The organism is Stenotrophomonas maltophilia (assembly GCF_023518235.1).
Taxonomy (GTDB): Bacteria; Pseudomonadota; Gammaproteobacteria; order Xanthomonadales; family Xanthomonadaceae; genus Stenotrophomonas.
Map to the genome: position 1 here is coordinate 3365001 of NZ_CP090423.1, position 23794 is coordinate 3388794.

Genomic DNA, 23794 nt, shown 5'->3' on the forward strand with positions numbered 1-23794 from the left:
TAAGGCGAGGACGAAAGTCGTAGTCGATGGGAAGCAGGTTAATATTCCTGCACCTCGCGTAAGTGCGATGGAGGGACGGAGAAGGTTAGGTGTACCAGGCGTTGGTTGTCCTGGGGAAAGGCGGTAGGTTTGGATCTTTGGCAAATCCGGGATCCTTTAAGACCGAGCACCGAGACGAGCCTTTATGGCGAAGTCACTGATACCACGCTTCCAGGAAAAGCTCCTAAGCTTCAGCTTACGCAGACCGTACCGTAAACCGACACAGGTGGGTAGGATGAGAATTCTCAGGCGCTTGAGAGAACTCGGGTGAAGGAACTAGGCAACATGGCACCGTAACTTCGGGAGAAGGTGCACCCTTTTTGGTGGCTCGTGCGAGCTATAGCTGAAGAGGGTCGCAGTAACCAGGCCGCTGCGACTGTTTATCAAAAACACAGCACTCTGCAAACACGAAAGTGGACGTATAGGGTGTGACGCCTGCCCGGTGCTGGAAGGTTAATTGATGGGGTCAGCCGCAAGGCGAAGCTCTTGATCGAAGCCCCAGTAAACGGCGGCCGTAACTATAACGGTCCTAAGGTAGCGAAATTCCTTGTCGGGTAAGTTCCGACCTGCACGAATGGCGTAACGACAGCGGCGCTGTCTCCACCCGAGACTCAGTGAAATTGAAATCGCTGTGAAGATGCAGCGTTCCCGTGGCAAGACGGAAAGACCCCGTGAACCTTTACTATAGCTTTACACTGAACGTTGAGTTCGTCTGTGTAGGATAGGTGGGAGGCTATGAAACTGTGGCGCTAGCTGCAGCGGAGCCATCCTTGAAATACCACCCTGTCGTGCTTGACGTTCTAACCTGGGCCCATTATCTGGGTCGGGGACCGTGTATGGTGGGTAGTTTGACTGGGGCGGTCTCCTCCTAAAGAGTAACGGAGGAGCTCGAAGGTACGCTCAGCGCGGTCGGACATCGCGCACTGTGTGCAAAGGCATAAGCGTGCTTGACTGCAAGATCGACGGATCAAGCAGGTAGGAAACTAGGACTTAGTGATCCGGTGGTTCTGTATGGAAGGGCCATCGCTCAACGGATAAAAGGTACTCCGGGGATAACAGGCTGATACCGCCCAAGAGTTCATATCGACGGCGGTGTTTGGCACCTCGATGTCGGCTCATCACATCCTGGGGCTGTAGTCGGTCCCAAGGGTATGGCTGTTCGCCATTTAAAGTGGTACGCGAGCTGGGTTCAGAACGTCGTGAGACAGTTCGGTCCCTATCTGCCATGGGCGTTGGAGATTTGAGAGGGGCTGCTCCTAGTACGAGAGGACCGGAGTGGACGAACCTCTGGTGTTCCGGTTGTCACGCCAGTGGCATTGCCGGGTAGCTATGTTCGGAAGCGATAACCGCTGAAAGCATCTAAGCGGGAAGCGCGCCTCAAGATGAGATCTCCCGGGGCACAAGCCCCCTGAAGGAACCATGTAGACTACGTGGTTGATAGGTCAGGTGTGTAAGTACAGCAATGTATTGAGCTAACTGATACTAATGATCCGTGCGGCTTGACCATATAACCTCAAGTTGCCTTGGCTTTACGACAGCGTCGTAAGAGCATCCAAGTGCACGCTACGTCACAAGAACTATGCGAGGCTGGCGCCTTGTCCCACCGGGACGAGTGCGACTCTCCAAAAGCCTCCCTGGTGAAATTAGCGCTGTGGAACCACCCGATCCCATCCCGAACTCGGAAGTGAAACGCAGCTGCGCCGATGGTAGTGTGGCTCAAGCCATGCGAGAGTAGGTCATCGCCAGGGTTTATACCCAAAAACCCCGCTGCTCACGCAGCGGGGTTTTTCTTTGTGCGCAGGAAAGATCGTGGTTGCCGGCCAGCGGCCGGCACTACCCGTGAGGCGATAGCGGTGATCGCGCTCGGTAGAGCCACGCCATGCGCGGATGCGTGGTGCGGGCCTGCGCAACACGCGCGCCGTGGTTGCCGGCCGGCGGCCGGCACTACCGGCCCGATGGATCGAGACCACCGGGCGTGCCCTTGCCGTGATCCATCACACAGAACACATGGAAAAACGGCGCCCTGCGGGCGCCGTTTTCATCAGATTGCGTTACCCCCGGGGATCAGGCAACGCGTGCGATCCCCTGCATTTCCTGCTGGCGGAAAACCGAGACCGCTTCGGTCAGCGTCCCGGCCTGCGATTGCAGTTCGCGTGCCGCGGCGGTGGCTTCCTCCACCAGTGCTGCGTTCTGTTGCGTGGCCTGGTCCATCTGCACCACGGTCTGGTTGATCTGCTCGATGCCGATCGACTGTTCCTGCGAGGCGGCGGAGATCTCGCGCATCAGGTGACTGACGTTCTCCACACCACCGACGATGCCCTGCATGCGCTGGCCGGCATCGGCGACCAGCTGGGCGCCCTCACCGACCTGGCGACCGGCTTCGTCGATCAGCGCCTTGATCTCCTGTGCAGCGGCGGCCGAACGCTGTGCGAGCACGCGAACCTCACTGGCAACCACGGCGAAGCCACGACCCTGCTCGCCGGCGCGCGCCGCTTCAACTGCCGCATTCAGCGCCAGGATGTTGGTCTGGAAGGCAATGCCGTCGATCACGCCGGTGATGTCACCGATCCGCTTCGACGCGCCTTCAATGGCCTGCATCGTGTCGACCACCTGTTGCATCACGGCGTTGCCGTCGCCGGCGGCACTCTGTGTGGACGCGGCCAGCTCACTGGCCTGGCGGGCATGGGCGGCGTTCTGGCGGACGGTGGAGGTGAGCTCCTCCATCGATGCTGCAGTCTCCTGCAGATGCGCCGCCTGGCGCTCGCTGCGTTCGGACAGCGCGCCATTGCCGGCAGCGATCTCACTGGCGGCCGTGCTGATCGAGGCGGCGCACTGCTGGATGTGGCCCACCATGCGAGAGAGCTGGCCGGCGGTGGCGTTGGCGTCGCGCTGGATCGCGGCGAACGCGCCGTGATGTTCGCCGTGCATGCGCCGGTCGAGATCACCACTGGCCAGCGCAGAAAGCATCTGCCTTACCTCATCAACGGTGCTGCCGAGCGTGTCCAGCAGCTGGTTGATGCCGCCGGTCAGGCCATCGAGGAAGCTGGCGCCCTCGCGTGCCTGCAGGCGCTGGTCGAGGTCCCCCGCAGCGGCAGCGGCGACGATGCCGGCCACCGCGTTCTCCAGTGCCAGTTCATGGGTACGGTCATGCCACTCCACCGCAAAGCCCAGGCGCAGGCCCTGTGCGTCGAATACCGGAGTAACCACCTGGGCGAAGTGCACCGGGCCGATCTGTACCTTGCCGTTGTGGGTGACCTGCAGTCCATTGAGGATGGCGCGGATACGCTCGGGATTGGCATGGAAGCGGTGGATGCTGCTGCCGACCAGGCGCTCCGCATCGAAATCGGGAAAGGCCTGGCGCAGCGTTGCCTGCTGGTTGCGCAGCAGGGCCACCACCGAGCGATTCACATAGCGGATCACGTGGTCGTTGTCGGCGATCATCATCGCCGTGCGCGAGGCATCCAAGGCTTGTCGGATCTGTGCGTTCTCGGCGTTGGCAGCGGCCTCGCGACTGCGCTGCGCCTGCACGTGCCGCGCGGTATCGGCCAGTGCATGGGCCAGCGAGCCGGGTGCGTAGGCCGTGGTGTTGGCATGGACGGCCAGGTCTGCGCCGGTGGCGATGTCGCGCGCCAGCGCGGCCAATCGCCGCGGACCGTGGCCCAGTGCCTCGGTCTGCTGGCGCAAACGCTGGGCGACCTGACCGAGCAGCACGGTCAGCCCGACGAGCACGCCGGCCTGCAGCAGCGCCGGGCCTGGCGCTGCCCCGTGCAGCAGCGGAACCAGCAGGGACAGCGTGCCGACAGCGCCTGCCAGCCATACCGGCAGACGGTCGCGGTGGCCGAGCAGAACCCCGAGCAGCAATGCGATCGGCAATGCGGGCGACAAGCCGACGATCATGCCCACCACAGCCAGCTGCGCTGCGAGCAGCAGCGCCAGACCATTGCGGGCGATGGGACTGCCGGCCAGGGGGCCAGCCAGCCACGCCGCCGGCAACACGGCGGCCGCTGCCAGCGAAGCCTCCAGCAGGTGGTTGCCGCGCAGGGCCAGCCACAGACCTGCGGCAGCCAGCGCTGCGCTGCCGATCAGCAGATGACGGTCACCGCGGCGGGCGAGCTGCAGCAGGTGCGGCAGGCAGGTGGTATCGGGGGGGCGGGAGGATGCAATGGACATCGGCGACTCCTGGATCAGCAGACGACAGCGGTCACGCCGCAGCGCACGCAGATATGCGCGTGCAGGACATGGACCGGGAATTCAGGGAATGCGGCGCGGACAGCGACGCGGAGACGGGACACCGTGGCCACATCCTGTGGGTGACGGTGCAGCAGAGCGGGCATGCGGACTTCCTTGCAGAACCTGACACACGCCGCAGGCCCGACCGGACCTGCGTGCCGCGGGCGCAGGGGCCCGCAACTGATGTATCGGCCGCAAACGCGCAGAGTGAAGTGCGCGGACGCTGCGACTCAGCCGGCGTTGTCGACAGCGAGGAAGCGCAGGATCACCTCGGCGATCTGCGCCGGTGTTTCCATGTGCAGGTGATGGTTGCCGGCGAACAGCGCCAGCCGTCCATCACGCAGGTGGCGCAGGCGGTCGCTGCGCATCGGCTCGGGGTAGTAGGACTGTGCCGGCGTGGCGTAGATGACCTGCGTCGGGCAGGCGATGGCCTGCAGCAGGTTGTCGATCTGGCCTTCGCTGAGCCGGATCGCGGTGGGCAGCATCAGGCGCGGGTCGCTGCACCAGCGATAGCCGCCCTGGACCGGTTCCACACCGCGTTCGACCAGCAGGCGTGCACAGGGCTCGCTGAGCTGGTTGGCCATCATCCGCGCACGGATCGGTGCGGCCAGATCGGGAAACACGCGCAGCTGCTTGCGCGCCAGCCCACGCGTGGCATTCACATGCTCGCGCAGGCGATGGGCGGTGTCTTCCTCGGGGCCACGCAGGCCACCCAGTGCCTCGATCGCCACCAACCGTTCCACGCGATCGCTGACCGAGGCGGTGAGGCTGGCGATGCCGGCACCCATCGAATGACCAAGCAGGCTGAAGCGGTCCCAGCCCAGCGCATCGGCCACATCGAGCACGTGGCAGATCGCGGCGGCGGTGGTGTAGCTGGCGCCCGCCGGCAGGTGCGCGCTGTGGCCATGCCCGGGCAGGTCGATCGCCACCAGCTGCAACGATGACAGGTGCGGGGCCAGCGGCACGAAGCTGGCGGCATTGTCGAGCCAACCATGCAGGGCCAGCACGCGCGGACCGTCACCGTCATGGCGCAGGCCGGCAACGCGCGCGCCAGCGACCTCCAGTTCAAACGGTTGCAGACTCATGCCAGCGCGGCCACGGCCAGCTGTGCCAGTGCGCGTGCGTGCTCCGCATCGGCGTTGAGGCACGGGATGTAGCGCATCGCCGCGCCACGCTCGGCCAGTGTCTCGGTGAAGCCCAGCGCCACTTCTTCCAGCGTTTCCAGGCAATCGGTGGCAAAGCCCGGGCAGACCACGTCGATCTGCTTCACCCCGGACTCGGCCAGCGCCCACAGGCTCGGCTCGGCGTACGGCTGCAACCAGCGTTCGCGGCCGAAGCGCGACTGGTAGCCCATCTGCCACTGGTCGCTGCTCAGGCCCAGTGCTTGGGCGATGGCCTGCGCGCTGGCTTCGCAGCGTTGCGGATACGGATCGCCTGCGTCAGCCAGGCGCTGCGGAATGCCATGGAAGGAGAACATCAGTGTCTGGCCGCGGCCATGCTGTTCCCAGTAGCGGCGGATCGATTCGGCCACCGCCTCGACCCAGCCCGGGTCGACGGCGTAGTCGCGCACCAGACTGACGGCCACCGCAGGGTTGCTGCGTTGCCAGGCATCCACCTTGTCCTGCACCGAGGCTGTGGTGGTGGTCGAGTACTGCGGGTACAGCGGCAGCACCACGATGCGGCGCGCGCCATCGGCCGCCAGGCGGTCAAGTTCGCCGGTCAGCGCGGGTTCGCCATAGCGCATGGCGTGGCGCACCGTCAGCGCCGGCAGCAGGCGCTGCATGGCCTGCGCCAGCTGACGCGTATGCACCATCAACGGAGAACCCTCGGGCAGCCAGACCTGGGCGTACTTGGCCGCGGAACGGCCGCTGCGCAGCGGCAGGATCAAGCCGCGCAGCAACGGCTGCCACAGCAGCGCCGGGATCGAGACCACGCGGGGGTCGGACAGGAATTCAGCCAGGTAACGGCGTACGGCGGGGGCCGTCGGCGTCTCGGGCGTGCCTAGGTTGACCGCCAGCACTGCGGTATCGGGTGCGTCGAGCATGGGCGTCATTGTCACCGATCCGGCGCCGCGCCGGGATGCAGGGTTCGGATTGCAGGCATAGTGCGCATCAATGTGAGCAGGGAACGCTCATTGGAGATTCATGACAACACTACTAATTTCAGTCACTTGCTATATCTTCCTATGGACTGACTTCTGGAGCCTGCCATGCGTCGCCCGATCCAAGCCCTGCTGATCGCCGCCAGCCTGCTGTCCAGCCAGGCCATGGCCGGACCGCAGGAAGACCAGCGCGCCCGCAACGCGGTGCGTGTGCTGGCCGAAATCCAGGAAATCCCTGAACAGGGCATTCCGGACAAATTGCTCGACGAAGGCCGCGCGGTCATCGTCATTCCCGACACGATCAAGGCCGGCCTGGTCATCGGCGGACGCCGCGGCCATGGCCTGATGTCGGTGCGCATGCCCAATGGCGCCTGGTCCAGCCCGGTGTTCGTGAAGCTGACCGGCGGCAGCATCGGCTTCCAGGCCGGCGTGCAGTCCTCGGACGTGGTGCTGGTGTTCCGCAATGACCGCAGCCTGGACAATCTGGTCAACGGCAAGTTCACGCTGGGCGCCGACGCCGGCGTTGCGGCCGGTCCGGTCGGCCGCAATGCCGCCGCTGCCACCGACGGCCAGCTGAAGGCCGAGATCTGGTCGTGGTCGCGTGCCCGTGGCCTGTTTGCCGGTGTTGCATTGGACGGTGCGGTGCTGCAGATCGATGATGCCGCCAATCTGGACGCCTACGGCAGCAACACCACGCCGCGGATGATCTTCGAGGGCCGCGCCGCCGGTGCGCCGTCGATGGATGTGGTCGCCTTCCGCGACCGTCTGGAAGAAGCCACCTACGCCGCGCGCAACAACCGCGCCGGCAACGGCGGCAACGCACCGCGCGCCCCGGCCCCGGCCGTGGCGCCGGCGCCTGTTCAGGCAGCTCCTGCGGCCCCGGCCGAGGCCACCACCGCGCCGTTGCAGAACGTGCCACAGAACCCGCCGCCGCAGCAGCAGGGCTTCCAGCCGGTCAACGACGGCGAAATCCGCACGGAAACGCTGGGCGGAAACTGACTTTTGTCACGCGCGCCGGTTAACAGCCGGTGCGCTATGCTCGACAGCCTGATCACTAACGTAACGAGCGTCTTTATGGGCAGTTTCAGCATCTGGCATTGGTTGGTCGTGCTGGCGATCGTTCTGCTGGTGTTCGGCACCAAGCGCCTGACCAGCGGCGCCAAGGACCTCGGCTCGGCGGTCAAGGAATTCAAGAAGGGCATGCGCGACGAGGACAAACCGAACGCGCAGCTGGGCGATGAGTCGCGCAGCCAGGATGCCTCGCGCACCGCGCAGGACGAGCACGACCGCAACGCTCGCTGATCCGGAGCGGTCGCGGTGTTCGATATCGGCTTCAGCGAACTGCTGGTGATTGCGGTGGTGGCCCTGGTGGTGCTCGGTCCTGAGCGCCTGCCCAAGGCGGCCCGCTTCGCCGGCCTGTGGGTGCGCCGTGCCCGTACGCAATGGGATTCGGTGAAACAGGAACTGGAGCGCGAGCTGCAGGCCGAGGAAATCAAGCGGCAGATGCAGGACGTGCGCCAGGGCATGCAGGACACCGAGAACCAGCTGCGCGCCAGCGGTGAGGCGATCCGTCGCGAAGCCCAGCAGGCGCAGCACGAAGGGGACGCCTTGGCGCAGGAAGTGCGCGCGCCGGCGCCGGCGGATGTTCCGCCGCACCTGAGCGAACCTGAGGCGGCCGACGCTGCGGCACAGGACGGCGCTGCGGTTCCAACCACGGCTGACACGGCCGTCGAAACCAGTGCGACGCCGCAGCCGCAGAGCACGGAGCGCCATCCATGAGCGAACAGGACTTCGGCGAAAGCTCGCTGGTCGAACATCTGGTGGAACTGCGCGGGCGCCTGGTGCGCGCGCTGCTGGGCCTGGGCGTGGTGCTGCTGGGGCTGTTGCCCTTTACCCAGCGGCTGTACAACGCCCTGGCCGAGCCGTTGGTTTCGCAGCTGCCCAACGGGCAGACGATGATCGCCACCAATCCGGCCGGCGCCTTCTTCGCACCGTTGAAACTGACCTTCTTCGTGGCTTTGTTCGTGGCGGTGCCGTGGCTGCTGTACCAGCTGTGGGCGTTCGTTGCGCCTGGCCTGTACGCGCGCGAGAAGCGCCTGGCGGTGCCGCTGCTGGTGTCATCGGTGCTGCTGTTCTACACCGGCTGTGCGTTCGCCTACTTCCTGGTGCTGCCGGCGGTGTTCCACTTCCTGACCACCTTCAGCCCGGACGTGATCGCGATCACTCCGGATGCGAATGCCTATCTGGACTTCGTGCTGGCGATCTTCTTCGCCTTCGGCGGCAGTTTCGAACTGCCGGTGGCGATGGTGATCCTGGTGCTGCTGGGCTGGGTGACGCCGCAGCAGTTCAAGGAAGGGCGCGGCTACGCGATCGTCGGCATCTTCGTGCTGGCGGCGGTGCTGACCCCGCCGGACGTGGTGTCGCAGCTGATGCTGGCGATCCCGATGTGCCTGCTGTACGAGCTGGGCATCCACGCCGCACGCTGGCTGGTGCCGTCCTCGGCAGTGAAGAAACCCGCCGCGTGATGCGGTAGCGCCGGGCCATGCCCGGCGTGCGGGGTTTGATGTGATGCCACCGCCGGGCATGGCCCGGCGCTACCGGTGGGACCGGTCAGGCGTGGAAGATGTCGCTGGAGGTCGGCGTGGTCGGGATCGGCGGGGCCGCGCGGCTGCCGCGATGTACGAACATCTGCTTCCACGCGGCATAGACCGCGCCGACGTAGAGCGGCATCAACACCGTGGTCAGCACCAGCTGGGCGATGAAGGCCGCCGCCAGCGGGCCACCGATCAGCATCGCGATCTGGATCACGATCACGAACAGGATGTACATGCAGAACGCGGCGATCAGGCCGAGCACGGCAAACACGATCATCGCGCCGATGTTCTCGATGCAGCCCTGCAGGCTCAGACGCAGCGCGTGCATGCCGCTCTGCTTGTCGAACACCACCAGTGCCGGCTGGGTGAACATCGCCAGCGACAGCGCCACCGCGCTCAGGAACACCAGCAGCATCCACAGCGCAATGCGCTTGGCCGGCAGGTTGGCGACCAGCGCAGCCGCATCGTCCGGACTGATCTGCTGGCCGCTGCGGCTGATCTCTTCCATCTTGGTCATGACCTCGCTGAAGGCGGTGAAGCCCTCGCGGCCGATCATCAGGAACAGCAGCGCGCCCAGCAGCAGCACCGCCAGCACCTGGATCGCCAGCGGCACCAGCAGGTGGCTGACGCGGTGGTCGCGGATCGGCTGCAGCAGGTGCGAGGCCAGGCCCGGGCGGCCTTCGTCGATCTCGCCCACGGCGTACAGCATGCCGCCGAACATGATCGGCGAGATGGCCAGCGTCATCAGCTGCACGGCCAGGCCAGCGGCACCGGGAATCAGCGTCGACAGCAGGGTGACCACCCAGCTCACCAGCAGCCAGGTCAGGCCGATCCGGGCCAGCTGCAGCGGCGCACGCCGGTACAGCGAGAACGTATCCAGCAACCACTGGGCGCCCGCCGAAGCCGGCAGCTTGCGAATCTCTTTCATGGACATCCGGGAAGGACAGGAGGGGGCCGGGCGGCTGCCCGTGGCGCCGATTATCCCTGTTTTGCCGCCGGCTGGGCTGAAGACAGCCGCGCCTGGCGGACGAAGCGGCGCAGCAGCTGGCGCGCCAGCGGTGCGGCGCTGACCGCGCGCTCGATGCTGCGGGCACAGCCGCCGTGGCGGCCGATGCAGTCGGCACGGGCGCGCACATAACCGCGCATGTGGTGGGTGGCGAACTCCGGATGGAACTGCACGCCCCAGGCCTGGCGCCCCCAGCGGAAGGCGTGGCAGCCGTCCAGCGGCGAACGGGCCAGCACCTCGGCCCCGTCGGGCGCGCGCAGCACGGTCTGCAGATGAGTGGCATGGGCGGCGAAATGCTGCGGCAGGCCCTGGAACAGCGGGTCCTGTGCGGCCTGCGGCTGCAGTTCCAGCTCGATGGTGCCGGACTCGCGGCCGGCCGGGTTGTAGGCCACTTCGCCGCCCAGCGCGTGCGCCAGCAGCTGATGGCCGTAGCAGATGCCAAACAACGGGCGGTCGTCATGGGCAGCCTGGCGCAGCCATGCGGCGCTGCGTTCGCTCCACTCGGCGTGGTCGGTGACGAACGCCGCCGAGCCGGTCACCAGCACGCCGGCGAAGGCGCGCGGGTCGGGCAATGCGTCGCCATGTTCAACATCGACCACCACGGTCTCGTGTTCTTCCAGCCCGGCGGCCACGCGGATCCAGTGCGGGAAGCGCCCGTAGCGGCGCAGCGACGGCACCGGGCGGCCGGTTTCAACGATCAGGAAGGGAGCTGGGTTCATCCGGGGGGGGCAGCACTGACAGGACTTCCTCGATTGTAGTCAGCCCCTGCGCCACCTTTTCAAGCCCGGCCTGGCGCAGCGTTCGCAGCCCTTCAGCCCGCGCGGCGCGGCTGAAACCGGCCAGATCCATGTCCGCACGGATCTGCCCGCGCAGCCGCGAGCCCAATGGCAGCAGCTCATACAGGCCGATACGGCCGAGGAATCCGGTGCGTCGGCACTCCAGGCAACCGACCGGTCGACAGGGTGTGGCGTCATCTGGATATGCCTCCTGGCTATCAGCCAGGACCGCCCAATCGGCCCCGCCAAGGCTGTGCGGCTGCTTGCAGTGCGGGCACAGCGTACGTACCAGCCGTTGGGCGAGGATGCCGTTGAGGGTGCTGGCCAGCAGGTAGTGCGGCACGCCCAGGTCGAGCAGGCGGGTGACCGCGGAGGGGGCATCGTTGGTATGCAGGGTGGACAGCACCAGGTGCCCGGTCAGCGAGGCCTGTACCGCCATCTGCGCGGTTTCCAGGTCGCGGATCTCGCCGATCATGATGATGTCCGGATCCTGCCGCAGCAGGGTGCGCACGCCGCTGGCGAAGTCCAGCTCGATGTTGGTCTGCACCTGCATCTGGTTGAACTCGGGCGCGATCATCTCGATCGGGTCTTCCACCGTGCACACGTTCACGTCCGGGGTGGCCAGCCGCTTCAGCGTGGAGTACAGGGTGGTGGTCTTGCCCGAGCCGGTTGGGCCGGTGACCAGCACGATGCCGTGCGGGCGCTCGACCAGCGCGTTCCAGCCGGCGGCTTCCTGCGGGCTGAAGCCGAGCTGGTCGATGCTCTTGAAGGCGGCGTCCGGGTCGAAGATGCGCATCACGCACTTCTCGCCGAAGGCGGTGGGCATGGTCGACAGGCGCATTTCGACCTCGCGGCCGCCCGGCGAGCGGGTCTTGATGCGGCCGTCCTGCGGGCGCCGGCGCTCGGCCAGGTCCATGCGGCCGAGCACCTTGATGCGGCTGACCACGGCGGTCATCACCGCCGGGGGTACCTCGAACACCTTGTGCAGCACGCCGTCGATGCGGAAGCGCATGCGCCCCAGTTCGCGGCGCGGCTCCAGGTGGATGTCCGAGGCGCGCTGCTCGTAGGCGTACTGCAGCAGCCAGTCGACGATGTGCACGATGTGCTGGTCGTCGGCGTTGACGTCGCCGGTGCGGCCCAGCTCGACCAGCTGCTCAAAGCTGGGCAGGGTGGTGTTGACCTCGCCGCGCACGTCGCCGCGCGCGCCCCGCACCGAGCGGGTCACCCCATAGAACTCCATGGTGTAGCGGTGCAGGTCCAACGGATTGACCACCGCCAGCTCGACCCGGCGGCGGGTGAGATGCTGCAGGTCACGGCACCATTCCTGCACCAGCGGCTCACTGGTGGCCACCAGCACGCGCTCGGCATCCACCGCCAGCGGCAGGAAGCGATGGCGGCGGGCATAGGCGTGGGACACCAGCGCGGTGACCGTGGCCACGTCGACCCGGGTCGGGTCGATGCGCAGGTAGCGGCTGTCAGTGCGCCGGGCCAGCCATTCGGTGAGGCGCTCCAGGGTCAACTCGCCGCCGTCGCGGGCGGCCAGCTTGAGGTTGGACAGCAGTACCAGCGGGTGCACTTCACTGGCGTTGCGCGCGCCCTGCGCGGAAAACCGCATGCGCTCGTGTTCCTGTTCGGCCACCAGGCCGTCGGCGATCAGGGCCGCGGCCACCTGCTCGAACTGCAGGCGTCCCCACGGCAGCGGTACGCCGCCAGCTTCGCCGGGCGTGCCCACCGGCAGCCGATGTTCCATCTGCCTGCTCCTCCCGGGTACGGAATGCCCCGCAGGTCGGCCGTTATACTAGCGCACCCCCTTGCCGGCCAAGAATCGTCCGAATGTCCGCGACCCCGACCGTTCCGATCACCTTCCAGGGCCTGATCCAGACCCTGAACCAGTTCTGGGCCCAGCAGGGCTGCGTGCTCATCCAGCCGCTTGACCTGGAGGTGGGCGCCGGTACCTTCCACCCGGCCACCTTCCTGCGTGCGATCGGTCCGGAAGGCTGGAACGCGGCGTACGTGCAGCCGTCGCGGCGCCCCACCGACGGCCGCTATGGCGAGAACCCGAACCGCCTGCAGCGCTACTACCAGTACCAGGTGGCGATGAAGCCGGCGCCGGACAACATCCAGCAGCTGTACCTGGATTCGCTGAAGGCCCTGGGCATCGACCCGCTGGTGCACGACCTGCGCTTTGTCGAGGACAACTGGGAATCGCCGACGCTGGGCGCCTGGGGCCTGGGCTGGGAAGTCTGGCTCAACGGCATGGAAGTGACCCAGTTCACCTACTTCCAGCAGGCCGGCGGCCTGGAGTGCCGCCCGGTGCTGGGCGAGATCACCTACGGTCTCGAACGCCTGTGCATGTACCTGCAGAACTGCGACAACGTCTACGACCTGGTCTGGACCTATGGCCCGGACGGCCAGCCGGTGACCTACGGCGACGTCTACCACCAGAACGAGGTGGAGCAGAGCACCTACAATTTCGAATACGCCGACGTGGAAGAGCTGTTCCATCGTTTCGATGCCTGCGAGCGTGAGGCGCAGAAGCTGGTGGAAGTGAACCTGCCGCTGCCGGCCTACGAACAGGTGATGAAGGCCAGCCATACCTTCAACCTGCTCGACGCACGCCGCGCGATCAGCGTAACCGAGCGCCAGCGCTACATCCTGCGCGTGCGCGCGCTGGCCCAGGCGGTGGCCAAGGCCTACTACGAGCAGCGCGAGAAGCTGGGCTTCCCGGGCGCGAAGAAGGCCTGACGGCCGCTCTCCCTCTCTCCACTTCCAGGGCGCCGGACGCGTTGCGCGCTGCGCCCCCACCACAGGATCGAACCGATGAGCCAACTGTCCCCCCTGCTGATCGAACTGGGCACCGAGGAGCTGCCGGTCAAGGCGCTGCCGGGCCTGGCCCAGGCCTTCTTCGACGGCGTTGTTGAAGGCCTGCGCAGCCGCGGCGTCGCGCTGGAACTGGGCGATGCGCGCCCGCTGTCGACCCCGCGCCGGCTGGCCGTGCTGCTGCCCGGCGTGAGCCTGGAACAGCCGGAACAGCGCAGCGAAGTGCTGGGCCCGTACCTGAACATCGCGCTGGACGCCGAAGGCCAGCCGACCAAGGCCCTGCAGGGTTTCGCGGCCAAGGCCGGGATCGACTGGACCGCGCTGGAAAAGACCACCGACAACAAGGGTGAGCGCTTCGTGCACCGAGCGGTAAGCCCGGGTGCGCGCACCGCCAGCCTGCTGCCGGAGATCCTGCGTGAGGCGATCGCGGCGATGCCGATTCCCAAGCCGATGCGCTGGGGCGACCACGCCTGGGGCTTCGCGCGCCCGGCGCACTGGCTGGTGCTGCTGCACGGCGCCGACGTGGTCGAGGCCGAACTGTTCGGCCTGCAGGCTGGCCGCGTCAGCCGTGGCCATCGCTTCCACCACGACCAGGCCGTGTCGCTGGCGCAGCCGCAGGACTATGTTGAAGCGCTGCGTGCCGCCTTCGTGCTGGTGGACCCGAGCGAGCGCCGCGCGCGCATCGTCGCCGAGGTCGAGACCGCCGCAGGCAAGGCCGGTGGCAGCGCCCGCATCACCGAGGACAACCTGGAGCAGGTGGTGAACCTGGTCGAGTGGCCGTCGGCGGTGCTGTGCAGCTTCGAGCGCGCGTTCCTTGCGGTGCCGCAGGAAGCGCTGATCGAGACCATGGAAATCAACCAGAAGTTCTTCCCGGTGCTGGACGACAGCGGCACGCTGACCGAGAAGTTCATCGGCATCGCCAACATCGAATCGAAGGACGTGGCCGAAGTGGCCAAGGGCTACGAGCGCGTGATCCGCCCGCGCTTCGCCGATGCCAAGTTCTTCTTCGACGAGGACCTGAAGCAGGGCCTGGTGTCGATGGGTGACGGCCTGAAGACGGTGACCTACCAGGCCAAGCTGGGCAGCGTGGCCGACAAGGTGGCACGGGTGGCCGCGCTGGCCGAAGCGATCGCGCCGCAGGTGGGCGCCGACGTCGCGCAGGCCCGGCGCGCCGCCGAGCTGGCCAAGAACGATCTGCAGTCGCGCATGGTCAATGAGTTCCCGGAACTGCAGGGCATCGCCGGCCGCCACTACGCGGTGGCCGGTGGCGAAGCGGCCGAGGTGGCGCTGGCCATCGACGAGGCCTACCAGCCGCGTTTCGGTGGCGATGACATCGCACTGTCGGCGCTGGGCAAGGTGCTGGCCATTGCCGAACGCGTGGACACCCTGGCCGGCGGCTTCGCCGCAGGCCTGAAGCCGACCGGCAACAAGGACCCGTTCGCCCTGCGCCGCAATGCGCTGGGCCTGGCCCGCACGATCATCGAAAGCGGCTTCGAGCTGGACCTGCGCGCGCTGCTGACCAGCGCCAACGCCGGCCTGGTCGCGCGCAACGTGCAGGCCGATGTCGGCGAGCTGTACGATTTCATCCTCGACCGCCTGAAGGGCTACTACAGCGACAAGGGCGTGCCGGCCACGCATTTCAACGCCGTGGCCGAGCTCAAGCCAGCCTCGCTGTACGACTTCGACCGCCGCCTGGATGCCATCGGCACCTTCGCCGCGCTGCCGGAAGCCGAGGCGCTGGCTGCGGCCAACAAGCGCATCCGCAACATCCTGCGCAAGGCCGAGGGTGATATCCCGGGCCAGATCGACACGGCGCTGCTGCAGGAAGATGCCGAGCGCGCGCTGGCCGAAGCGGTCACGGCGGCCATCGATGACACCGGCGCCAGCCTGCAGCACAAGGACTACGTGGCCGTGCTGGCACGCCTGGCGCGCCTGCGCCCGCAGGTCGACGCCTTCTTCGACGGAGTGATGGTCAATGCCGAGGATCCGGCGCTGCGTGGCAACCGCCTGGCGCTGCTGACGCTGTTGGGCGAGCGCCTGGGCAAAGTGGCAGCGATCGAGCATCTGTCGAGCTGACGCCGTATCGGTCGTGCCGGCCGCTGGCCGGCATTGCCCCCGCGCATCGAATCGCCGGCGGATGTCCATCGGGGTCATCGCCGGCAGCGCGCACGATGCCGGCATCCTCGCCTGCGATCGCGATGATCGCCACACAGGCGGGTAATTTGACCGCAACTTAACAACCGATCCTCAAGGGCGTGATGCATTTCGCATCGTCACCTCCGGTCGGTATGCTGTGCCGCATGCAGCCAAAGAATTACGCCCTGCCGCTGATGGTCCTGTCGCTGGCCGCCACCTCCGTGGCCCACGCGCGCGGCACCATCGACAAGGTGGACATCAAGGGACTGGACAAGGGCGACGACGCCGCAATCATCGAGAACATCCAGGAATCGCTGTCGCTGTACGACACGATCGGCAAGGAACAGGGCGAATCGCGCCTGGAGTACCTGCTGTCGCAGGCCGAGCGGCAGACCCGCCAGGCGCTGGAGCCGTTCGGCTACTACAACCCGGTGATCACCGTTGAAGCCCCGCGCGAGAACGAGCATGTGCGGGTGCTGATCCATGTCGACAAGGGCACCCCGGTGACCGTGCGCCGCGAGCACATCGACATCACCGGCCCGGCCATGTACGACCAGTACCTGCAGGATGACCTGGCCGCGTTCAAGCCCCGCAAGGGCCAGCGCTTCGAGCATACCCAGTACGAAGCCAGCAAGATCACCATCACCCGGCGCTTGGCCGAACGCGGCTATTTCGATGCCGACTACACCCAGCGCCAGGTGCAGATCACCCGTGCCGACAATGCCGCCGACATCGACCTGACCTGGGACAGCGGCCGCCGTTACAACATGGGCCCGGTGCGTTTCGAGCAGGACTACTTCGTCGACAAGCTGTTCGACCCGTTGGTGTACTGGGAGCAGGGCAGCTACTTCCACGAGGGCAAGCTGGACCGGCTGCGGCAGTCGCTGACCAAGCTGGACTACTTCAGCGTGATCGACATCCAGCCGCGGCCCGACCAGGCCGATGAGAACGGCGAAGTGCCGGTGGATGTGAAGCTGACCCGCGCCAAGCGCACCATCTACACGGCCGGTCTGAGCTATGGCAGCGAGAGCGGCCCGGGTGTGCGCGGCGGCATCGAGCGGCGGTTCCTGAACAACCGCGGGCACAAGATGAACACGCAGCTGGACTATGCGCAGAAGCGCAAGAGCCTGGTGACCAGTTACCGCATCCCTGCCTTCAACTGGCTGGACGGCTGGTATACCTTCGCCGCCAGCGCCTACGACGAACAGACCGACTACATCGATCTGCGCAACTTCAAGCTGATTGCCAGCCGCAGCGGCGAGATCAACGAGCACTGGACCGCGATCGCCTCGATCAACGCACTGCGCGAGCGCTGGCGCTATGCCTCCGGCACCGAGTTCACCGATGCGGTCTACAACACCTCGACGCTGGTGTACCCGCAGATGGTCGCCGACTACGTCAACGTGGACGACCAGATGTTCCCGCGCAAGGGCATCAGCGGCACCGCGACGATGCGTGCCGGCGTCGAGGGCGCCGGCTCCGATACCAGCTTCGTGCAGGCCAATGCCGTGCTGCGCTGGTACATCCCGGTGGGTGAAAGCAATCGCCTGATCCTGCGCGGCGAAGGCGGTACCACCTGGACCAGCGACCTGGTGGCGATGCCGCCGAGCCTGCGCTACTTCGCCGGTGGCGACCGCAGCATCCGTGGCTATGCCTACCGCGAGGTGGGCCCGCGCACGCCGGCACCGGACAAGTACGCGCTGGGTGCCAAGAACCTGGTGATCGGCTCGGCCGAGTACGAGCACTACTTCAACGGTGGCCCGTGGGGTGCGGCGGTGTTCGTCGATACCGGCAGTGCCTTTGACAACACCATCGACCTGCATACCGGCGTCGGCTTTGGCGTGCGCTGGAAATCGCCGGTGGGTCCGGTACGTGTGGATATCGCCCACGGCCTGAACAACCCGGATTCGCAGTTCCAGCTGTACCTGAACATCGGAGCGGACCTGTGAGCACGCCCGCACCAAGCCCGAACCCGAACACGCCGCCGCGCGTGCGCTTCTACCGCCGCCGGCGCTTCTGGGCGTGGTCCGGCGTGGGTGTGATCGGCCTGGTGCTGCTGGCCTTGTTGGCGGTGTACTGGCTGCTGCAGACCGTGGCCGGCCGTGACGTGCTGCTGGCGCAGGTGGTGGCGCGCCTGCCGGTGGGTGCCAGCTTCACCTGGGACAAGGTGGATGGCCCGGTGGCCGGCCCGTTGACCCTGTACAACGTCGATTTCCGCTATGACGACATCCATTTCCACGCCGAGCGCGCGCACCTGGAGCCGGACCTGCGCCCGCTGCTGGGCCGCAAGCTGCTGCTGGACAAGCTGGAGCTGACCAACGCGACCTTGAACCTGGCCAAGAGTGATGAGCCGTTCAAGCTGCCGTCGTGGCCGGATTCCCTGCCGCAGATCGAGATGCCGCTGGCCATCCAGGCCGATGCCATCGCCATCGACGGGTTCCGCATCAGCCAGGCCAACGAACCGGTGATCGACATCAGCCGCGTGCGCGGTGGCATCGAGATCGCCAACGGCGAATTCCAGGCGCGCAAGCTGGTGGTGGACAGCGACATGGGCAACTTCACTGCCCAGGGCCGCTACATCCCGGCCAAGGACTACGACACCGATGTAACCGTCACGGCGGTGCTGCCGGCACCGCGTGGGCGTACCGCCGCCACGGTGGGGCTGGTGGCACGCGGCGATCTGGCACACATGGAAGTGGCCGTGGCCGGGCGTGCGCCGAAGCCGCTGCACGCGATGCTGGTGTTCGACGGGCGCACCGATCCGACCTGGAACGCCAGCGTGCGCAGCGAGGAGCTGGATCTGGCGCTGCTGTCGCCCGCCCTGGCAGGTTCGGCGATCGCGCCGCTGGCGCTGGACTTCACTGCCAGCGGCAAGGGCGGCAACGCCAACCTGCACGGCAGGTTGAAGCAGGGTGGGCAGGAACTGGAGCTGGCCCCTTCGGTGGTCTCGCTGCAGGACCAGGTGCTGAAGGTGTCGCCGTTGGTGGTGAAGGGGCTGGGCGGCGATGCACGCCTGGAAGGCACCGCCGATTTCAGCAAGGAAGACCAGCAGACGCTCAATTTCTCGGTGGTGGCGCACGATCTGACCTACGTGCCGGCGCCCGACCCGAACACCGCCGGCAGCGCACCGGTGCCGGTGACGCTGAAGGAAGCACGCTTCGGCCTGGCCGGTACGCTCAAGGCCTGGGCGGCGATCGGCCGCGCCGATGTCGAACGTGATGCACAGAAGGCGCAGCTGCGCTTCGACGTGCGTGGCAACGACCAGGCCGCGTCGATCCACCAGCTGCAGGCGCAGACGCCGGGTGGCCAGCTGCAGGTGGAGGGCCAGGTGGCGTGGGCGCCGCAGCTGGACTGGGACGCCAAGGCCACGCTGAAGGACTTCGATCCCGGCTATTTCGTGCCGGGCTGGAACGGCCGCCTGTCCGGCAATCTGGCGTCCAAGGGCCGCCAGCTGCCGCCGCCGGCCAATGCGCCGCCGGGCACCGCCGGTACCCTGGAAGCCACGGTGGATCTGCCGTCGCTGAAGGGCATCCTGCGCCAGCGCAATCTCGATGCGCAGGGCAAGTTCGCGCTGCAGGGTGAGCAGGGCCAGGGCGAGCTGAAGCTGGCGTTGGGCAGCAGCCGGGTGACCGCGTCGGGCAAGGTCGGCGACCGCCTCGACATCGATGCGCGTTTCGAACCGTTGCAGCTGAGCGATCTGCTGCCGGGCGCCGATGGCGGCCTGCGCGGTCAGGTGCAGGTCAAGGGCCCGCGCGACGCACCGGACATCACCGCCGACCTGGTCGGCAACAACCTCAACTGGGATGGCTACGGCGCCGAGAGCGTGAGCATCAAGGGCCACCTTCCGTGGCGCGGCGAAAGCGGCACGCTGGCGGTGCAGGGCCAGCAGGTCAACGCCGGCATGCTGCTGGAACGACTCAACATCGATGCGCAGGGCAGTGTTTCCAACCTGCGCCTGGCCGCGCAGACCCGCAACGAGATGGGCGCGGTGGAGCTGCAGGGCAGCGTGCGCCAGCAGGGCACGCAGTGGCGCGGCGAGCTGGCGTCGCTGCGCATCGCACCGGTGAAGGGCGATGCCTGGTCATTGCGTGCACCGGCGGCGTTCGCGATCAATGGCAGCACCTACACCCTGTCCGAAGCCTGCCTGGCCGCCGCCAGCAGCGGCGCGTTGTGCGCACAGGCGAACTGGCCGCGCGAGGGCCTGGTGGTGCGCAGTGACGCGCTGCCGCTGGCGCTGGTGCAGCCGTGGCTGCCGCCGCAGTCCGGCCGCCGCATCAACCTGCGCGGTGAGGTCAGCCTGGACGCACAGATCCGCCCGCGCGGCAATGCCTGGGAAGGCCACGTGGAAGTGCGCTCGAAGGAAGGCGGCATCCGCCTCGGTGAGAGCCGGGTCACGGTGGGCGATACCACCCGTGGCGAGCTGGTGCGCTATGACCAGTTCTCGCTGAAGCTGGACATGACCCCGGCCAGCATCAAGGGCTACCTGGGCATGGGCTTCCAGGGCAACGGCTTCGTCGACGCCAAGATGCAGACCGGCTGGGAAGCCAGTGCGCCGCTGAACGGTGAGCTGTACCTCAACATGTCGCGGCTGTACTGGCTGGAGCTGTTCTCGCCGGACATCGTGCGCCCCACCGGCCTGATCGAAGGCCACGTCAGCCTGCGCGGTACGCGTGGCCAGCCATCGCTGGGCGGCGATGCGCAGCTGAGCAACTTCAAGGGTGAATTCCCGGCGCTGGGCCTGACCCTCGACCAGGGCAAGGGCAGCTTCGTCGCCCAGCCCGATGGCTCGGCCAAGATCACCGCGCAGGCCAATTCGGGGCAGGGCACGCTGTACGTGGACGGCGGTCTGTCCTGGTTCGGCGATGCGCAACCGCTGCAGCTGAAGATCCATGGCGAAAACGTGCTGGTGTCCAACACCAGCGAACTGCGCATCATTGCCAACCCGAACCTTGATTTCACCCTGGCCAAGGCCGCGATGGAACTGCGCGGCACGGTGCACGTGCCCGAGGCCGACATCGATCTGGAACGCCTGGACCGTGGCACGTCGGTGTCTGAAGACGTGGTGGTGCTCGACCCGGTGGATCCGGAAGAGTCGCGCACCTCGCCGCTGGACATGGACCTGACGGTGAGCCTCGGCGACAAGGTGAAGATGACCGGCTTCGGCCTGAAGGGCGCGCTGACCGGCAAGATGCAGGTGTGGGCCAAGCCCGGCCGCGAGATGACCGCCAACGGTGGCCTGGAAGTGAGCGGTCGCTACAAGGCCTACGGCCAGGACCTGACCATCACCCGTGGCAATCTCACCTGGAACTACAACGCGGTGTCCGACCCGCGCATCAACATCCGCGCCGAGCGCCGGATCGGTGATGTCACCGCCGGCATCGATGTGACCGGGCGCGCGCAGCAGCCGCGCGCGGACGTGTGGTCCGATCCGGCGATGTCGCAGTCCGAAGCACTGGCCTACCTGGTACTGGGGCGCAGCCTGACCGGCGCCAGCAGCGACCAGACCCAGCAGGTCAACGCGGCTTCGGCGGCACTGTCGGCCGGCAGCGGCCTGCTGGCCTCGCAGCTGGGCGCCAAGCTGGGCCTGGACGATGCCGGCGTGAGCCAGTCGCGCGCGCTGGGCGGTTCGGTGATCGGCGTCGGCAAGTACATCTCGCCCAAGCTCTACGTCGGCTACGGCGTGTCGCTGGTCGGTGCCGGTTCGGTGATCACGCTGAAGTACCTGCTGCGCCGTGGCTTCGACGTGGAAGTGGAATCGAGCACGGTGGAAAACCGCGGTTCAATCAACTGGCGCAGGGAAAAGTAGCGCCACGCCATGCGTGGATGGGGCCACGCCGGGCCACGCCCGGCGGGTGCAATACCCACCCCCAACCATCGGCCGTTGCCCCGCCGGGCCCCAGCGGCTATGGTCCCGGGCTGTTCTGTCGTACCGGATTGCCTCATGTCGCCACGCAAAGCCCTTCCCACCGCCCTGGCCCTGGGCCTGACCCTCGCCGCCGGCGCGCATGCCGATGAAGGCATGTGGATGCCGACCCAGCTGCCGGAGCTGGCCAAGCCGCTGCGGGCGGCCGGCTTCAAGGGCAACCCGGCCGACCTGGCCAACGTCACCGCGCCGCCGTTGAGCGCCGTGGTGCGTGCCGGTGGTGGCACCGGTTCGTTCGTGTCCGCCGACGGCCTGCTGCTGACCAATCACCACGTGGCGATGGGCGTGATCCAGTACAACAGCTCGCCCGAGCACAACCTGATCGACAACGGCTTCATCGCCAATGGCCGCGCCGACGAGCGCCCGGCCAACCCGGATTTCCGCGTGCTGGTGACCGTCGGCTTCGACAAGGTGACCGATCAGGTGCTGGCCCAGGCCCGCGGCAAGACCGGCCGGGCCTACTTCGATGCGGTGGACGCGGCCAGCAAGCAGATCGTGGCCGAGTGCGAGAAGGACGGCAGCGTGCGCTGCTCGGTGGCCAACATGTACTACGGCACCGATTTCTACCGCATCGCCCAGCTGGAACTGAGCGACGTGCGCCTGGTGTACGCGCCGCCGCGCGCGATCGGCAACTATGGCGATGAGATCGACAACTTCATGTGGCCGCGCCACACCGGTGACTTCACCCTGCTGCGCGCCTACGTCGGCAAGGACGGCAAGCCGGCCGCCTACAGCAAGGACAACGTGCCCTACCAGGCGCCGGCACACCTGCAGATGTCGGTGGAAGGCCCGAAGGAAGGCGACTACGCGATGCTGGCCGGTTACCCGGGCATCACCTACCGCCATCGCACGGCCGCCGAATTCGCCGGCCAGATCGATGCCGTGCTGCCGCGCCGCGTGTCGGTGTTCCAGCAGATGATCGACACCATCGAGACCGCCAGCGCCAAGGACGCGCAGGCGCGCACCCGCTACGCCTCGCAGCTGCAGTCGCTGAAGAACAACCGCAAGCGCGCCGCCGGCGAGCTGGAAGGCCTGCTGCGCAGCGACGCCAAGGCCCAGCGTGCCGCCGACGAGACGGCCATGCTGGCCGCCACCGACCGCAGGTACCAGGGCGACATCAAGGCACTGCTGGCCAACCTGTCGCAGGGTGCGGCGGTGGGCGAGCGTGACCTGCTGCTGGAGCAGATGGCCGCGCAGAGCCAGCTGCTGCGCTCGGCCCTGCTGCTGGAACGCCTGCGCATTGAATCGGCCAAGCCCGATGCACAGCGCGAGAGCGGCTACCAGCAGCGCGACCAGGCGATGATCGAAGGCGTGCTCAAGCAGGTCCAGCGCCGTTACGCGCCGGAAGTCGAGAAGGCCCTGCTGACCACCCTGCTGACCCGCTATCAGCAGCTGCCGGATGCGCAGCGCGTGGCCGAGTTCGACGCCGCCTTCGGCCGCACCCCGGCACAGCTGGCCAAGGCGCTGGACACCCTGTACGCCGGCACCCAGCTGGGTGACGAGGCGCAGCGCCTGTCCCGTTTCGCCGCCGCGCGCGAAGGCAAGGCGCTGGCCGCCGATCCGCTGATCGCCGTGGCCGGCCCGCTGGTGGCCGCGCAGCTGCGCATCGAGAACGAGAGCAAGACCCGCGAAGGCGAGCAGCTGCGCCTGCGCCCGGCCTACATGCAGGCGCTGTTCGCCTGGCGTGCCAAGCAGGGCCGCGCGGTATATCCGGATGCCAACCGCACCCTGCGCATCAGCTACGGCAAGGTCGAGGCACTGCACCCGCGCGACGGCGTGACCTACTCGCCGGTGACCACCGTGGCCGGCATCGTCGAGAAGAACACCAACGCCTATCCGTTCGATGCGCCCAAGCCACTGCTGGCGGCGATCGCCAAGGGTGATTTCGGCAGCACCGCCGACCCTGCACTGAAGACCCAGACGGTCAACTTCCTGACCAACCTGGATACCACCGGCGGCAACTCCGGTTCGCCAGTGCTCAATGCCAAGGGCGAACTGATCGGCCTGAACTTCGACAGCAACTGGGAATCGGTCAGCGCCAGCTGGTGGTTCGACCCGCGCTACAAGCGCGCCGTGCACGTGGACATGCGCTACCTGCGCTGGCTGCTGGCCAAGGTCTACCCGGCCCCCGAGCTGCTGAAGGAAATGGGCGTGCCGGCAGAATAAGGC

General features: G+C 67.0%; 16 protein-coding genes and 2 rRNA genes (1 of these 18 running past the window's edge). 11 read left to right on the forward strand and 7 right to left on the reverse strand.

Going from position 1 to position 23794, the window contains the following annotated elements; genetic code table 11:
* Nucleotides 1-1546: ribosomal RNA gene (locus LZ605_RS15745) — 23S ribosomal RNA — on the forward strand (it extends 1334 nt beyond the left edge of the window).
* A gap of 126 nt (nucleotides 1547-1672) precedes the next feature.
* Nucleotides 1673-1787: ribosomal RNA gene (gene rrf, locus LZ605_RS15750) — 5S ribosomal RNA — on the forward strand.
* Between the two features lie 316 nt (nucleotides 1788-2103).
* On the opposite strand, the gene LZ605_RS15755 is transcribed toward rrf, so the two are convergent.
* From LZ605_RS15755 to hemH, 4 genes are all read right to left on the reverse strand, one after another.
* Nucleotides 2104-4209, reverse strand: coding sequence for a methyl-accepting chemotaxis protein (locus tag LZ605_RS15755; RefSeq protein ID WP_249842419.1), 2106 nt, complete (start codon nucleotides 4207-4209; stop codon nucleotides 2104-2106).
* 14 nt (nucleotides 4210-4223) lie between these two features.
* Nucleotides 4224-4373: a hypothetical protein gene (locus LZ605_RS15760; RefSeq protein WP_249842420.1), complete on the reverse strand. Its 150-nt coding sequence runs from the start codon at nucleotides 4371-4373 to the stop codon at nucleotides 4224-4226.
* Between the two features lie 126 nt (nucleotides 4374-4499).
* Complete coding sequence (locus LZ605_RS15765; RefSeq protein WP_249842421.1) at nucleotides 4500-5354, reverse strand: alpha/beta fold hydrolase; 855 nt, start codon at nucleotides 5352-5354, stop codon at nucleotides 4500-4502.
* On the reverse strand, nucleotides 5351-6313 hold the full coding sequence (gene hemH / locus LZ605_RS15770) for a ferrochelatase (protein WP_249844931.1): 963 nt from the start codon (nucleotides 6311-6313) through the stop codon (nucleotides 5351-5353). The genes LZ605_RS15765 and hemH overlap by 4 nt, the downstream gene beginning before the upstream one ends.
* 165 nt (nucleotides 6314-6478) lie before the next feature.
* On the opposite strand from hemH, the gene LZ605_RS15775 reads away from it, so the two are divergent.
* The 4 genes from LZ605_RS15775 to tatC all read left to right on the forward strand — a co-directional run bounded on the left by LZ605_RS15775 (nucleotide 6479) and on the right by tatC (nucleotide 8895).
* Entirely contained in the window at nucleotides 6479-7369 is an 891-nt protein-coding gene (locus tag LZ605_RS15775) for a lipid-binding SYLF domain-containing protein (protein WP_249842422.1), read from the forward strand.
* A gap of 75 nt (nucleotides 7370-7444) precedes the next feature.
* Nucleotides 7445-7672: a Sec-independent protein translocase subunit TatA gene (gene tatA, locus LZ605_RS15780; RefSeq protein ID WP_005420453.1), complete on the forward strand. Its 228-nt coding sequence runs from the start codon at nucleotides 7445-7447 to the stop codon at nucleotides 7670-7672.
* Between the two features lie 15 nt (nucleotides 7673-7687).
* A complete protein-coding gene (gene tatB / locus LZ605_RS15785) occupies nucleotides 7688-8149 on the forward strand; it encodes a Sec-independent protein translocase protein TatB (RefSeq protein ID WP_249842423.1) in 462 nt (153 codons plus the stop codon).
* Nucleotides 8146-8895 carry a twin-arginine translocase subunit TatC gene (gene tatC, locus LZ605_RS15790; RefSeq protein ID WP_057497773.1) on the forward strand — a complete coding sequence of 250 codons (750 nt, stop codon included), beginning with the start codon at nucleotides 8146-8148 and terminating at the stop codon, nucleotides 8893-8895. The genes tatB and tatC overlap by 4 nt, the downstream gene beginning before the upstream one ends.
* A gap of 85 nt (nucleotides 8896-8980) precedes the next feature.
* Here tatC and LZ605_RS15795 read toward each other — a convergent pair whose 3' ends face one another.
* Genes LZ605_RS15795 through LZ605_RS15805 form a run of 3 tightly spaced genes read right to left on the reverse strand, consistent with a single transcriptional unit; the run spans nucleotide 8981 to nucleotide 12496 of the window.
* Nucleotides 8981-9892 carry a BPSS1780 family membrane protein gene (locus tag LZ605_RS15795; RefSeq protein WP_057497774.1) on the reverse strand — a complete coding sequence of 304 codons (912 nt, stop codon included), beginning with the start codon at nucleotides 9890-9892 and terminating at the stop codon, nucleotides 8981-8983.
* 50 nt (nucleotides 9893-9942) lie between these two features.
* A complete protein-coding gene (locus LZ605_RS15800) occupies nucleotides 9943-10689 on the reverse strand; it encodes a glutamine amidotransferase (protein WP_249842424.1) in 747 nt (248 codons plus the stop codon).
* Nucleotides 10661-12496: a GspE/PulE family protein gene (locus tag LZ605_RS15805; protein ID WP_249842425.1), complete on the reverse strand. Its 1836-nt coding sequence runs from the start codon at nucleotides 12494-12496 to the stop codon at nucleotides 10661-10663. The genes LZ605_RS15800 and LZ605_RS15805 overlap by 29 nt, the downstream gene beginning before the upstream one ends.
* Before the next feature lie 83 nt (nucleotides 12497-12579).
* Between LZ605_RS15805 and glyQ the strand changes: the two genes are divergently transcribed.
* The 5 genes from glyQ to LZ605_RS15830 all read left to right on the forward strand — a co-directional run bounded on the left by glyQ (nucleotide 12580) and on the right by LZ605_RS15830 (nucleotide 23791).
* Entirely contained in the window at nucleotides 12580-13491 is a 912-nt protein-coding gene (glyQ, locus tag LZ605_RS15810; protein WP_049430272.1) for a glycine--tRNA ligase subunit alpha, read from the forward strand.
* 75 nt (nucleotides 13492-13566) lie between these two features.
* On the forward strand, nucleotides 13567-15642 hold the full coding sequence (glyS, locus tag LZ605_RS15815; RefSeq protein WP_249842426.1) for a glycine--tRNA ligase subunit beta: 2076 nt from the start codon (nucleotides 13567-13569) through the stop codon (nucleotides 15640-15642).
* A gap of 212 nt (nucleotides 15643-15854) precedes the next feature.
* The gene (locus LZ605_RS15820; protein WP_249844932.1) at nucleotides 15855-17651 is read left to right on the forward strand and encodes an autotransporter assembly complex protein TamA; all 1797 of its coding nucleotides are present in this window, start codon (nucleotides 15855-15857) and stop codon (nucleotides 17649-17651) included.
* Entirely contained in the window at nucleotides 17648-21508 is a 3861-nt protein-coding gene (locus LZ605_RS15825; protein WP_249842427.1) for a translocation/assembly module TamB domain-containing protein, read from the forward strand. The genes LZ605_RS15820 and LZ605_RS15825 overlap by 4 nt, the downstream gene beginning before the upstream one ends.
* A gap of 135 nt (nucleotides 21509-21643) precedes the next feature.
* Nucleotides 21644-23791 (forward strand): S46 family peptidase, encoded by a 2148-nt coding sequence (locus tag LZ605_RS15830; RefSeq protein WP_249842428.1) that lies wholly within the window; start codon nucleotides 21644-21646, stop codon nucleotides 23789-23791.
* Nucleotides 23792-23794 lie beyond the last annotated feature (3 nt).